The sequence below is a fragment of the Thermus oshimai DSM 12092 genome, from assembly GCF_000373145.1.
Taxonomy (GTDB): domain Bacteria; phylum Deinococcota; class Deinococci; order Deinococcales; family Thermaceae; genus Thermus; species Thermus oshimai.
The window spans coordinates 157,042-170,146 of sequence record NZ_KB890621.1; the positions used below are offsets into that span (position 1 = coordinate 157,042).

Sequence of the window (13,105 nt, forward strand, 5' to 3'; positions counted from 1 at the left end):
CGAAAGCCTGAGCTCAAAGCGCTCCGTGTCATAGCGGATGGACGTAGTAGGGCCATTCTTGAAGTTGGAGTCCCTGAGGGTTTCTACAAGCAACCTTCCTTGAGGTCCTCCCTTATCCTCAGCCTAGCTAGGGAGGCCTACAAAGTTCCTAAAAGGCAACGGTGAAGCTCGGGAGAGGGACGGGATAAGAGCCTACCGATTCAGGTGCCGAAAGAGGGTCTCCACCTCGGGGGAGGGCCTTTCCCCAAGTTCCTCCCAAAGCCGCCTGCGGTAGGCCTCGAGGGCCCTCAGGACCCTTCCCCGCTGCCCCCGCTTCAGGCACCCCTCGGCCCAGAGGAGGAGGGCCTCCTCGTCCAAGGGGTCCAGCTCCAGGAGGCGCTCCAGGTAGGGGGGTTCCCCCACCTTCAGGAAAAGCCGGCGCACCCGGTGGTAGACCTCCTCCCGCTTCCGGTCCAGGAGGGGGTGGTCCACCCCGGGGAGGAGGGGCTCGCGGTAGAGCTCCAAGGCCCTTTGCGCATCCCCCCCTTCCAGGGCCTTTTCCAGGGCCTTCAGGTCGCTTTCCACCCTCAAGAGCCCTTCCTCCCCCAGGTAGGTGGGCACCCCCCAGGGCTCCAGGGCCTTCCTTAGGCGCGAAAGCCACACGGAAAGGTTGTTGAGGGCCCCCTCCTCGGAGGCGTCGGGCCAAAGGTGGAAGGCCACCTCCTCCCGGGAAAGCCCGAGGAGGAGAAGGGCGAAGACCTCCCTAAGCTTCCCCGAAAGGGCCACCGGCCCCAAGGGGCCCTCCACCTGGAAGCGGCCGAGCACGCTGACCTTAAGAGGCGGGATCTCCTCCAGCCGCAGCGCGATGGCCTCCTTCCAGCCGGAGCGGAGCACCTCGAGGAGGGGGTAAGGGCGGGCGAGCTCCGGGCGCTTTTTGGGGAGGAGCCCCAGGGGGACGAGGCCGGGCAGGACCCCCGCGCCCACCTGGGTGAGGCCGAGGAGGGCCTCGAGGTCCCCTTCCTCCCGTAGGAGGCGGTAGCGCAGGGCGTGCCAGTAAAGCCTTTCCTCCCGCCCCTCGGGGTAGGGGGGGAGGAGGGTGGGGTCCCCCGTGAGCTCCGCCCGGGCCAGGGCGGGGAGGAAGCCCTCCTGCCCCTCCAGGAGGCTTGGGTCTTTGCGGAGGAGGGCGAGAAGGGCCCGGCCCCGGCCCACCAGGTAGGGGCTCTCCCAGAGCTCCGCCCGGGCCACCAGCTCAGAGAGGGCCCCCTCGTCCCCCCTGAGGTGGGCGAGGAGCATGGCCGCCTCCAGGGCCGCCAGGGGGTTCCCTTCCGTCCGGGCCGCCTCCTCCAGGTACCGCTCCGCCTCCGCCCGCTTCCCCAGGAGGAGGTAAAGCCGCCCCAGGACCCGCAGGTGGCCGGGGAGGTTCCAGGGCATGTGGCGCAGGTACAGGGGAAGGCTTTCCTCTGTGATCTGGATCCGGCCCAGCAGGTCCCCGTGGAGCTCAAACCGCAGGAAGGCCAGGTTCACCAAGGGGGCTAGCCGGAAGGGGCTATCCTGGGGAAGGCGCTTAAGCGCTTCCTCCAGGAGGGCCAGGGCCTCCTCGGGTTTCCCTTCCTCAAAGGGCACCCGGGCCACGTCGTTCAGGAAGCGGCCGGCAAGCTCCGCGTCCACCCGGTCCAGAAGGGCGAGACCCCGCTCCAGGTAGCCCCGGGCCTCGGGAAGCCGCCTTTCCAGCATGATCTCGGCCAGGTAGTAGGCCAGGTGCCCGCAGGCGAGGAGGGCGATCCGGGGGTCCTCCGCCTCCGCCAGGGGCTTTAGGAAGGCCTCCCCTTCCCGCTTTCCGCACTGGAGAAGGGCCTCCCCGAGCCGCAGCCGGGCCCGGGGCCCCCCCCGTTCCAGCACCTCCCGCCAGGCCACGAGGGTCTCCGGGGGCAGGTTCATCTGCAGGGGCTTTTCCATGAGCCCCAGGAGGTCCCCGTGGAGGCCGCTTTGGAAGTAGGCCTGGGCCAGAAGCGGAGGGGGGAGCCGCCCTTCCGCCCCCTTCACCGCACCTTGCACCTCCTCCCTTAGGCTCCTGAGGGCCATCTCCTTCAGGAGGTCGTGGAGGCGGAAGCCCTCTGGAAGGCGGCGGAGGAGGCCCTTGGCGAAAAGCCCTTCCGTGGCCGGGGTGGCAAGCTCAAGGGGCAGGTGGGGGAGGGCGGCGAGGAGGAGCCCTTCCTGGAACTCCTCCGGACTGAGGCTTTCCCTCAGGCCCCGGACCAGGGCCCCCGGCTCGGGGGGCTCCCCGGTAAGGGCGGAGAGGAAGAGGGGCAGGGGCCAGCCCCCCGTGGCCCGGTGGGCCTCCTCCGCCCCCGGGCGCCCCCCGAAAAGGGCCTGGGCCTCCTCCAGGGTGAAGGCCAGCTCCCCCGCCCCCAGGCGCACCAGCCGCCCCTCGGCGAGGAGCTTGGGGAGCTCAGGGTAGGGGAGGGGGTTCCGGCTCGCCAGGACCACCAGGGCGGGGAGGGCCCGGAGGAGGGGGCTTAGCTCCTCCTCCCCCTTCAGGTCCTCCAGGACCACCAGGGTGGGCTCGGCGGCGAGGGCCTCGAGGACGGGGCCCCAGGGCGCCTCCTCGGGGAAGCCCAGGGCCCGGGCCAGGAGGGCCCTGGGCTTCCCCGAGGAGGGCGCTGGCCCAAAGGGTCCTAAGCCCAAGGCGGGCGGAAAGCTGTCCCGCCAGGACGCTCTTCCCGAAGCCCGCGGGGGCCTCGAGGACCACCGCGAACCCCGGCTCCTCCGGTAGCCGGTCCAGGAGCCGGGGCCGTTCCAGGTAGACCGGGCTTTGCCAGCTGAGGGCCACCTTGGGGTATATCCTACCTAGACCCGCGATTTCCAGGCAATGCTCGCGAGGAGACCCTTACCCCACTTGGGGCGCGTGGTCCGGGCAGGCCAGGCGGAGCTCCAGGGGGGCCAGGGGGACCCCCAGGAGGGCGCACCGGTAGCCCCTCCCCTCCCGCACCAGGTGGCGGCAGGTGAGGCAAAGCCCCGTCTCCGCCATAACCCCCTGGGCGATGAGCCCCGCGGCCAGGTGGGCCAGGCCCGTCCAGAGGCCCTCCAGATCCGGCACCCCCCGTAGGGCCTCCTCCAGGGGGGCGCGGTAGGGCCTTAGGGCCTCCGCCACCCCCTCCCCTTTGGGGGTGAGCCGGAGGCGCTTGCGCCGACGGTCGCCTGGGTCTTCCTCCTCCACCAGAAGCCCCTTGGCCTTGAGGGCGTGGAGGGCGTCCGTCAGCGTGGGCGGGGCCAGGTTCAGGGCCTCCGCCAGGGCCCCTGGGCTCAGGGTCCGCCCCCGGAGTTCCAAGACCACCCCCGCCTGGGTGGCGGAAAGGCCCAAGGCGTAGGCCCTCCGGGCGAGGAGGGCCCGCTCCGCCCGGGCCAGGCGCTCCAGGAGTTCCAGGGTCTTTTCCTCGGGTCCCACCCCCCCATTATGGCCTGAAGGCGCTGAAGACAAAGTCTGTGTTCGCCGCCCCCTGGTGGCAGGCGTGGCAGGCCTTGGGGTCTATGGCCAGGGGCTTCCCGTCGGCCCCGAAGGCGTAGTACCCCCAGCCCCCCGTTTCCGGGTAGCGCCGGCTGTCTTTCACCATCACCCCGATGAGCTTCCTGGGCCCCTCCACCAGGGCCTGCCCCTCGGCCCTTGCCTCCAAGAGGTCAAAGACGATGACCGAACCCTCAGGGAAGGCCCGCTTGCCCGAGAGGTACCCCGCCAGGGCCTGGGGGTTGGCGTAGATGTGGTGCAGCCCCCCGAAGGCCTCGTAGAGGGGATGGCCCCGCTGGATCTCCATGCTCTTCACGTGGGTCCAGAAGCGGAACCCCTCGGGGTAGGGGAACCCCTCCTGGGCCAGGACGCCCAGACCCAAAGCCAAAAGCCCTACCGCTGCCTTGCTCCGCATAGGCCTCACCTCCTAGCAATCCCCTTCCTTGGCCTGGGGACCTCCATAGGCGTAACCGGGGATCTCCGCCATGCTCATCTCCTTAGGACTCCTAAATAATACCTGGGCCTCTCTGCGAAAAGGTGAAAAAGATTACCAAGTAAGGGCTTCCCCGCCCTGGGAGATCTGGGTTTTGGGGGAGAGGATGGGGTACACTCAAAGAATCTGGGAGATGCCGTGACCAGCGGTCGCTTGCGGCTCTTAGGGGGAGCCTCCTTGGAAGTGGAGGGACGGCCTCCCCTGCGCCTGGAGCGGAGGGCTGCTGGGGTTTTGGCCTACCTGGCCCTGGAAGGCCCCGCCCCCCGTTCCCGCATGGCCGGGCTCCTCTGGCCCGATAGCCCCGAGCGCACCGCCCGCAACAACCTGGCCCAGACCCTGCGCCGGTTGCGGCGGGCGGCCTGGGGGTATGAGGCGGCGGGGGGGGACGAGGTGCTGCGGCTTGCGGAGGGCCTCGAGGCCGACGCCGCCCAATTGGTGCTCCTTTCCTTTCAGGGCCGCTACGCCGAGGCGCTGGCCTTGCAGGGCGAACTGCTCCAGGGCTACGACTACGACGACTGCCCCGATTTCGCCGAGTGGCTTCTGGCCGAGCGGGAACACCTGGCGGACCTGTGGCGCGAGGCGTTGGTCCAGGAGGCCGAGCGGTTGGAGCGTGGGGGAGACCTCAGGGCGGCGCTGGCCCTGGTCTCGTCCCTGGTCCGGGCCGACCCGGTTTCGGAGGAGGGCTGCCGGCGGCTGATGCGGCTTTGCTACCTCCTGGGCGACCGGGGGGCGGCCCTTTCCGCCTACCACCGCCTGCAGGCCACCTTGCGGCGCGAGATGGGCCTCGAGCCCCTGCCCGAAACCCAGGCCCTGGCCCGCGAGATCGCCCAGGGGATGGTCCTGCCCGCCCAAGGTCCCCCCCTCCGGCGGGAAATCCCCCTCGCCTTGCTGCGCCCGCCGGTGCTCTCGGGCCGGGAGGGGGAGTGGGCCCTGCTGGAGGGGGCCTGGGAGGGCGGGAAGGCCATTTTCGTTTCTGGGGAGCCGGGGATAGGCAAGAGCCGGCTCATGCTGGATTTCGCGGCTTCCCGAGGCCCCTGGTTCCTCATGGAAGCCCGCCCCGGGGACGCGGCCGTGCCCTTCGCCACCCTGGCCCGTGGCCTGGCCCAGGCGCTAGGCGATCATCCGGTGCTCCCCCTTCCGGACTGGGTGCGGCTCGAGCTCTCCCGCCTCTTGCCGGCCCTGGCCGAGGAGCCCCCACCCCCCGTGCGCTCGGCGGAGGGTGGGGAGGACAGGCTGCGCCTTCTGGCGGCCCTTGGGGAGGTGATGCGCCTGCTGGGCGAAGCGGGGGTGAAGACCCTGGTCCTCGACGACCTGCAGTACATGGATCCGGCCAGCTTCGAGGCGGCCATCCATCTGATCCACCGCTCCCTCTCCCCCCAACCAGGCCTTTCTCTTCGCTTTATCGGCAGCTTTCGCACCGGGGAGCTCGCCCCGGGGGCCCTGGCCACGGTCCAACAGCTGGCAGAAGCCGGCCTGATCCTCCAGGTGGAGCTTAACCCCCTCTCCCCCCCGGCGGTGGGCCGGCTTTTGGAGACCTTGGGCCTACCCGGTTTGGACCCCGCCGGCTTGGCCCCCCTCCTCAGCCGCCACACCGGCGGTAATCCCCTCTTTCTCCTGGAAACCCTGCGCGCCCTCTGGCAGTCGGGCGGGCTGCAAAGGCCCCCGGAGCGCTTCCCCATCCCCCACCGGGTCAAGGAGCTCATCGCCCACCGCATAGGAACCCTGTCGCCGGCCGCCTTGCGCCTGGCCCAGGTGGCGGTGGTGGCCGGGGAAGGGTTTGGCCTGGAGCTGGCCGCGCGGGTGCTGGCGGCGGAACCGCTGGACCTGGCCGAGCCCTGGGCGGAGCTCGAGGCCGCCCAGATCCTGCGGGAGGGCCGCTTCGCCCATGACCTGATGCGGGAAGCGCTGCGCGAGGGCATCCCGGCCCCCCTCCAGACCCACCTCCACCGCCAGGTGGCCCTCGCCCTCGAAGAGACCCAAGCCCACCCCGCCCAGATCGCCCGGCACTGGCTTTGGGCCAAAGAGGCGGAGAGGGCGGCCCGGTGGTGGCTTTTGGCCGGCCAGCACTACCAGGAGCGCTCGCTATACGCCGAGGCCCTGGCCATGCTGGAAGAAGCCCTGGCCCACGGCCAGGAGGAGACCACACGGGCCGAGGCCCAGCTCCAGATGGCCGATGTCTACCGTGAGGAGCGGCGCTACCGCGAGGCCGAGGCCCTGCTCCTGACCCTGCTCGCGGGCCCCCTGCCCCTCAGGATGCGGGCCCTGGCCCTGCGGGCCCTGACCTATTTGTGCATAGGCGACCACCCGCGGGCGGCAGGGTACGCCCTCGAGGCCTACCGGCTAGCCCAGAAGCTCGGGGACGAGGAACTCACCCACCTCACCCGCACCGCCTACGCCGCCGCTTTGTGGGGGCTAGGGCGCATCGCCGAGGCTGTGGGGCTGCTGGAGCCCGAGCTCCCCCGCGCCCACCCCGACCCCCGCCACCGAATCCGCGTCTTCGCCTACCTGGGAGCCCTTTACGCCCATCAGGGCCGCTTCGCCGAGGCCTATCCCCTTCTGGAGGAGGCCCACTGCTTGGCCCTAGGGCAGGACCCCTACTGGCGGGTCCTGGTGGCGGCCTTCCTGGTAGGGGCCGACGTGGAGCGGGGCCAGCCCTTGACCCACCTGAGCCTGGCCCAGGCGGCGCGGGCCTTGGGGTCTTTTGACGTGAGCGAGTACCTGGAGCTGGTGCTGGCCCGGGCTTACCTGGAAGCGGGCGAGTTCGACCAGGCCCTGGGGTGCTTGCAAAACTCGCCCGCGGAGGTCCTGGGCCCAGCCTACGCCTGCTTGGGCCGGGCCTACCGCAGCCAGGCCCACCTGGGGCTTGGCCAGGAGGCGGCGGCCCGAGAAGCCCTGAAGGAGGCCCTGGCCCTGGCCGAGGGCCTGGAAGGGGCCCCGCGGGCCCTGGCCCAGGTGGCGGTGGCGGCCTCGCGGCTCGGAGAGGCGGTGCAGGCCCTCTTGGCACGGATTTCCCCCGAAGCCCTGGGCCCCGCCGACCGCAGAAGCCTCCTCGAGGCCGGCTTAGCCCCAAACCTTCCGGACCCGGCCTGAACCCGCTCCGGTCATCCTCCCGTCACCCAGAGCGTTCTAGCCTTTCCTTGACCGGTGGGCGAGAGCCGCAGAGCCCACCGGGGAAGGAGAGGCTAACCATGCAAGCCCTTTGGTTCTTCAACACCCTGGTTCACCTGTGGGTCTCGGAGGTGGAGGGCCAGGACGGCCTCTCCGTCCTGGAGCACCGGGCCCCTTTCGGGGACGCCCCACCCCTCCACGTCCACCACACCGAGGACGAGGTCTTCGTGGTTTTAGAAGGGGAACTCCGTTTGCAGGTCGGCGAGGCCAGCCACCGCGCCCGTCCCTTCGACGTCCTGCTGGCCCCCAAGGGGGTGCCCCACACCTACCGGGTGGAGTCCCCTGAGGGGGCCCGCTGGCTCACCTTCACCGCCCATCGGGACTTCGAGCGCTTCGTGCGGGCCATGGGCCGCCCGGCGGAGCGGGAGGAGTTGCCTCCCCCTGGGGGTCTGCCCACGCCCGAGGACCTGGAGCGCGTGGGGAAGATGGCTCAGCTCTACGGCATCGAGTTCGTGGGGCCGCCTTTGGCCTAGAGGAGGTGTCATCCTGGTGTCGTCTGCTTCTTTGTACCCTCGCCTCGGGCTAGCGGTGAAGCGCTTCGCGGCCTGCTTGGCCCTGGGGCTGGCGCTCGCGCCCGTCTGGGGTCAGGACAACCCCTTGGCCTCGCTCAAGGGGTCCATCGTCTACATCCGTGAGGGCAACATCTGGGCGTTCACGCCGTCTACCGGGGAGCGGCGGCAGCTAACCCAAGACGGCGGCTACCGCAGCCCCTCCATGGCCGACAACGGCACCATCGGCGCGGTGCAGGGGATCGCCGGTCGCTCGCACTTCGTGACCATCCGCCCGGACGGGCGCAAACGGGCCTTCCCGCCGGGGGAACGCATCCACCTCGTGCACGCCGAGCTGTCGCCGGACGGGGACCTCTTCGCCTTCGCCTATGTGGTCGTGACCCCCTTGGGCCCCGACCCCGCCCGCGTGGGCCTGACCTTCTCCGACCGCTGGGCCGCCGCCGGGGTGGCCGGGGGCAGTTGGGGGGTGTTCAGCTCGAGCTACTACCACGCCCGCTGGATGACCGGCGAACGCCTGATCCTCTCGGGCGGCGGGTCGTACCCCTACCTGGTGCGCGGGGCGAAGAGCGGCTGGGAGGGCGAGAGCAGCCCTTACCGGTTCGAGGTTCCAGCGCTCCGCGACGAGACCTACGACATAGCCCGCAACGGGGCGCGCTTCCTGGTGATCGGGGCCACCTATCGCGTCGTGGGCTACGAGGAGCAGATCACGGGCTGGCACGCCATCGCCTACCGGCCTGCCCGGCCGGAGGAGCAGGCGGTCTATGAGTTCAGCCTCGAGGAGATGCGCGCCTGCCGGGGCGACAGCACGGCGCGCTTCGGCGGCGGAAAGTGCGTTCCGGGCTGGATCCCCGAGGGGGGCTTCCCATTGCAGGGCGAACCCAAGGGCGGCGCGATCGCGCCCGACGGTCGGGCCATGGCCTTCGCCGACGCGCGCGGCCTGCTGGTGACCGGCCCGATCGGCCCCTCCATGCGGGCTTTCGTCGTGGACCCCAAGGGCTCGGAGCCGGAGTGGTCGCCCTTCCCGCGCTAGAAGGAGGGTTTAGGCATGGGAAAGAAGATGGCGTATCTGGCCGCCGCTCTGCTCCTGGGGCTGCTCGGGGCCTGCGGCGGGGGCTCGAGGCCAGCGGAGCCGGAACCCGCCCCCAAGGGCACCCCCACCGGTGATCCGGTGACGGCCACCATCGGGCCCGAAGGGGGCCGCCTGGCCTCGGCGGACGGGGTGCTCACCCTGGAGGTCCCCCCAGGGGCGGTCTCCGCCCCCACCGAGTTCGGCATCCAGCCCATCACCAACACCGCAGGGGGGCTGGGCAATGGCTACCGCCTCACCCCGGAGGGGCAGGCCTTCTTGAAGCCGGTGAGGCTCACCTTCGGCTACGCCGAGGAGGAGCTGGAAGGGGCCCAGCCTGGGGGTCTGGGGCTGGCGTTCCAGGACGCGAAGGGGGTGTGGTGGGCCCATCTGGGGACCGAACTGGACGAGGCAAGCCGAACCCTCTCCGTAGAGACCCGGCACTTCAGCGACTGGGTTCGGAAGACCTTCTGGGTCTTCATCCCTAAAGAGGCCCGGCTCAAGGTGGGGGAGTCCATTGGGCTGATGGTGATCGCCTGTGTGCGCGAGGAGTACGTCGGGCCGTCTCCGGATGAGGACGAGCTGTTGGTACCGCTCATCCAGGAGCGGGAGCTTTGCGACCACTCGGTGCGCACGGGGAAGTGGGCGGTGAACGGCATCCCAGGCGGGAACAGCGCCCACGGCACGGTGACCCCCTTGCAGCCGAGCTCGAGGGCCACCTACACCGCCCCGGCCCAAGTCCCCAGCCCCAACCCGGTGACGGTCACCGCCGACCTGACCTGGGAGGAGAAGGGCCTGACCAAGCGCTTCACCTCGAGGATCACCGTCGAGGACGCCCTCGCTCAGGTTCACGTCACCGGCTCCTTCAATTGGGCGGGATATCCCATCCAAGTCGGGATCATCGCCGACGTGCAGGACCGCTTTGAGGCCGACCTCTGGCTCTCCAGCGAACCCGGCGGCAGCGGCTCTTACGTGAGCAACCTCCAGAACACCGCCTCCACGGAAGTCAACGTCCGGCTCGAGCCGGGCTTGGAGCAGGGGGTGTGCAGCTTCCAACTGGGCGGGGATTACGAGCACCTGACCCTCGGTTCCGGGCAGTTCTTCGGAGCAACCCTCAAGGATTACTACTTCGGACTGGGGGGAAGCGGGGTGGTTCCCCCGGTCACCTGGTACGTCCGCACCGACGAGGGCTGTGTTCCTTATACCTACCCTGGGTATTCGGGTGAGGGTGGAATTAGCTTCGCGGTAGACCTCAGCCGCCTGCAGAAGCCGGGGGACACGTACACCTTCACTGATTCCCTAACAGGGTGGGAGTTCCGGTTCGAGCGCCGGTGAGGCGGCTGGCATGGACTTATAGCTGCACCCGGCAGAAGTCTCGTCTGCCGGCCTGGCCCTGGCGAACCCCCTCCGGTCATCCTCCGGTCATCCTAAGCGTTTTAGCCTCCTCTTCAACCGGGGTGTTCCGCCCGGCTAAAAGGAGAGGATTGCGGTGCAAACGATTAGAGTGCTGGGATTCGGGGTGTTGGTACTGGTATTGGGGATGGTCATGCTGGCCTTGGGTCAAGGGCCCAACCCGGAGAAAGCCAAGCGGCTGGGGCTGCCGGAGGGCACCGTCCAGGTGAGCGCCTGCGTGCCCGGCATGGGCGAGCACTGGGCCCAACCTTCAGACCTGCCCTTTGGGCCCATCTACGGGGTCATGGGGGAGCGCCTGGTCTTCGTGGAGATTATGGTGGCCCAGAGCGACTTCGCCGCCGGAAAATCCTGGAGGGATCTTCTTAAGCCTCTAAAGGGCTACGCCATCGATCACGTGGACGTGGAGTTTGAGCCCCAGGGCCACGAGGGGTACCCCGTGCCCCACTACGACATCCACGCCTACTTCGTCCCCCACGCGGAACATCTGGGGTACTGCCCTTAGGGCGAGTGGAGGTTTGGGGGTGAGGGGCCAGTCCCTTTCGCCGTAAAGCCTACAGCTGCTTCGGACCTTTGCAGAGAACGCGTTTTGGGGAGAAAACACCAAGACTCGGCCCTCGGGAACACCGGGGGCCTCGAGCCCTACGGCCCCACCTCGAGGCTCAGGACCATGTAGGGGTGGAGCCGGCAGAAGATCCGGTAGGTGCCCGGGGTCTTAAAGGCGTAGCGGAACTCTTCCCCGGGGGCCAGGAGGCCGCTGTCAAAGCGGCCCCCCTCATCGGTGGCCGTATGGTGGGCCTGGCCCCGGTTGCGGAAGACCACCACCGTTTCCGGCGCCACCCGGAGGGTGCTTGGCTGGAAGGCAAAGTCCAAGAGGTCCACCTGCACCTCCCCCGGGGCGGGGGGTGGCGGGGCGGGCGGGGCCGAGGGGGCGGGGGCGCAGGCCGCAAGGAGGATGAGGGCAAGGAGGAACGGGCGCCTCATAGGAAGACCACATCCCCCATCAGGGCGGGCCCGAAGACGGAGACCAGGTGCAGGCTCCCCTGGAGCCGGTGGATGGCCCCCGCGGGCACCAGGACCAGGCTGCCCGGACCCACCCGCCTCCGGTCCAACTCCACCTGGGCCACCCCTTCCCCCCCGAGGACATAGAGGGCCTCGTCCCGGCCCCGGTGGTAGTGCCAGGGCTGCTCCGTCCGGGTGGCCACCGCCACCACCGTGCCCAAGGGGTGGTTCGCCAGGGCCTGGGCGGCGAAGGGCCGGCCCTCGGGCACCCCGGGGGCCTCAGCGGAAAGGAGGAGGGGGGTCCCCTCCATGGGCCCCGGGCCGCTTTCCACGAAGACCACGTCCCCTTGGAGCCTGGGGCTGAAGCGGGAGAGGAGGTCCAGCTCCCCCCGGAAGGCGTGGGCGGTCATGGGGGGGATGAGGACCGCCTGGCCCGGGCGGAGGGGCGTTTCCTTCCCCCCCGCCACCAAGACCCCCTCCCCCCGGAGGACCAGGGCCACCTCCAGCCGCTCCCGGTGGTAGTGGAGGGGCTGTTCCGTGCGGGTGCGGATGAGGAGCGAGGTGCCCAAGGGGGTCTCGCCCAACGCCTTGGCGGCGAAGGGGCGGCCGGCGGGCACCTCGAGGTCCGCCCCCGCCTCAGGATAACGGAGGAACCGCCCCTCCCCCGTGGGCCGGACCAGGGCCAGGGCCCGTCCCCCAAAGGCCAACAGGCTTAGCAAACCGATGGCTTCCCTACGGTTCATACCTCACCACCTCCTCACCGGGTAATACCCCGCGGGCAGGGGGATCGGATCACCGATGCCGCGAAACCGGTGGCTCCCTCAGATCCGGGCCCGCCCCACCGAAGGGGTGGTGGGGGCGGGGCTTCCCCCTGGGGGCTCCACGGAAACCCCCACCAGGCTCCCCGGGGGCAGGGGGCCCAGTTCCAGAAAGGGGGTGGGGGAGAGGCCCAGGCTCCGCCGCCCCTCCTCCTGGATGAGCCAGGCCTGGTACACCCGGCCCGGGGGCGGGGGGGCCTGCAGGAGGAGGAGGACCTCCCCCCGGGCGGTGCGGAGCGCCCAGCCCGTCTGCCTTCCCTCCAGGTCTAGAAGGGGCATAAGCCGGGCCCCCGGTTCCGCCGCCAGGGCGAAGAAGCGCCGCCGGGCCGAGGCCGCTTCCCACCGGTGGAGGAGGAAACCCCCAAGGGGCACCAAGGCCAGGAGGGCCGCGGCCAGGGCCACGGCCAGCGTCCGCCTTTCCCTGAAGAAGCCCCGGGGATGGAGGCGTTCCCTTAGCTCCGCCTCCCAAGAGGGGGGTACGGGCTCCTCGGGGACCAGGGCAGTGAGGGCCTCGAGGTGGGCCTGGTACGCGGCCCGGCACTGAGCGCAGCGGCGGAGGTGGCGCCGGAGGGCCTCCTCCTCCTCCCTGGGGAGGAGGTCTAGGGCCAGGCGCACCAGATCGTCTGGGTCGGGATGGTTCATCTGAGCTTCGCCTCCAGTTTGGCCAGGGCGCGGCGCAGGCGGCTTTTCACCGTACCCAGGGGCCAGCCCAGGAGGAGGGCCAGCTCGCTGTGGGAGTAGCCCTGGAAATAGGCGAGCTCCAAAAGGCGCCGTTCCTCCGCTTCCAAAGCCCCTAAGGCCCCGTTCACCCAGAGCTTTTCCAGATGCGCCTCGGTTCCCACGCCTTCCACCCCCCCGTCCTCTTCCAGAAGGGCCCACGCAGAAAGGGCCTTCAGGCGCTTCAAGGCCAGCCGGTGGGCGATGGTGAGGATCCAGGTGCCGGGCCGTCCCAGGGTAGGGTCAAAGCGCTCCGCCTTGTTCCAGATGCGCAGGAAGGTCTCCTGGACCACGTCCTTGGCCTCGTGCCCGTCCCTTAGGATGCGGCGGGCCAGGCCGTGGACCCGGGGGGCATAGCGGCGGTAGAGGGCCAGGAGGGCTTCCTCGTTCCCTCCAGCCACCCGCTGGAGAAGGTGCACCTCGTCCGCATCCTCTGCCATC

At 70.1% G+C, this 13,105-nt stretch carries 11 protein-coding genes and 1 pseudogene; 5 read left to right on the plus strand and 7 right to left on the minus strand.

All coding sequences use genetic code 11. The annotated features are described in order from the left end of the window. Window positions 1-192: 192 nt before the first annotated feature. The 3 genes and pseudogenes from B043_RS12425 to B043_RS0110145 form a co-directional block, all read right to left on the minus strand. A pseudogene (locus B043_RS12425) lies at window positions 193-2,809 on the minus strand (AfsR/SARP family transcriptional regulator). 57 nt (window positions 2,810-2,866) lie between these two features. Continuing rightward, entirely contained in the window at window positions 2,867-3,424 is a 558-nt protein-coding gene (locus B043_RS0110140; RefSeq protein ID WP_018461921.1) for a MarR family winged helix-turn-helix transcriptional regulator, read from the minus strand. A 7-nt stretch (window positions 3,425-3,431) separates the two neighbouring features. After that, the gene (locus tag B043_RS0110145) at window positions 3,432-3,896 is read right to left on the minus strand and encodes a cytochrome P460 family protein (protein ID WP_018461922.1); all 465 of its coding nucleotides are present in this window, start codon (window positions 3,894-3,896) and stop codon (window positions 3,432-3,434) included. Between the two features lie 261 nt (window positions 3,897-4,157). Between B043_RS0110145 and B043_RS12430 the strand changes: the two genes are divergently transcribed. The 5 genes from B043_RS12430 (at window position 4,158) to B043_RS0110170 (ending at window position 10,632) form a co-directional block, all read left to right on the plus strand. Next, entirely contained in the window at window positions 4,158-7,064 is a 2,907-nt protein-coding gene (locus tag B043_RS12430; RefSeq protein WP_018461923.1) for an ATP-binding protein, read from the plus strand. A 98-nt stretch (window positions 7,065-7,162) separates the two neighbouring features. Then, a complete protein-coding gene (locus B043_RS0110155; protein ID WP_018461924.1) occupies window positions 7,163-7,615 on the plus strand; it encodes a cupin domain-containing protein in 453 nt (150 codons plus the stop codon). 55 nt (window positions 7,616-7,670) lie between these two features. Further along, entirely contained in the window at window positions 7,671-8,681 is a 1,011-nt protein-coding gene (locus B043_RS0110160; protein WP_026234227.1) for a hypothetical protein, read from the plus strand. 15 nt (window positions 8,682-8,696) lie between these two features. Further along, the gene (locus tag B043_RS0110165) at window positions 8,697-10,052 is read left to right on the plus strand and encodes a hypothetical protein (protein ID WP_018461926.1); all 1,356 of its coding nucleotides are present in this window, start codon (window positions 8,697-8,699) and stop codon (window positions 10,050-10,052) included. A gap of 184 nt (window positions 10,053-10,236) precedes the next feature. Further along, window positions 10,237-10,632 carry a hypothetical protein gene (locus B043_RS0110170; protein ID WP_245538907.1) on the plus strand — a complete coding sequence of 132 codons (396 nt, stop codon included), beginning with the start codon at window positions 10,237-10,239 and terminating at the stop codon, window positions 10,630-10,632. Between the two features lie 137 nt (window positions 10,633-10,769). Here B043_RS0110170 and B043_RS0110175 read toward each other — a convergent pair whose 3' ends face one another. From B043_RS0110175 to B043_RS0110190, 4 genes are all read right to left on the minus strand, one after another. Then, entirely contained in the window at window positions 10,770-11,111 is a 342-nt protein-coding gene (locus B043_RS0110175) for a cupredoxin domain-containing protein (protein WP_018461928.1), read from the minus strand. Then, a complete protein-coding gene (locus B043_RS0110180; RefSeq protein ID WP_018461929.1) occupies window positions 11,108-11,872 on the minus strand; it encodes a cupin domain-containing protein in 765 nt (254 codons plus the stop codon). Before B043_RS0110180 ends, B043_RS0110175 begins: the two co-directional genes overlap by 4 nt. Window positions 11,873-11,950: 78 nt before the next feature. Further along, window positions 11,951-12,589, minus strand: coding sequence for an anti-sigma factor (locus B043_RS0110185; RefSeq protein ID WP_018461930.1), 639 nt, complete (start codon window positions 12,587-12,589; stop codon window positions 11,951-11,953). Then, window positions 12,586-13,104 carry an RNA polymerase sigma factor gene (locus B043_RS0110190; protein WP_018461931.1) on the minus strand — a complete coding sequence of 173 codons (519 nt, stop codon included), beginning with the start codon at window positions 13,102-13,104 and terminating at the stop codon, window positions 12,586-12,588. The genes B043_RS0110185 and B043_RS0110190 overlap by 4 nt, the downstream gene beginning before the upstream one ends. Window position 13,105: the final 1 nt, after the last annotated feature.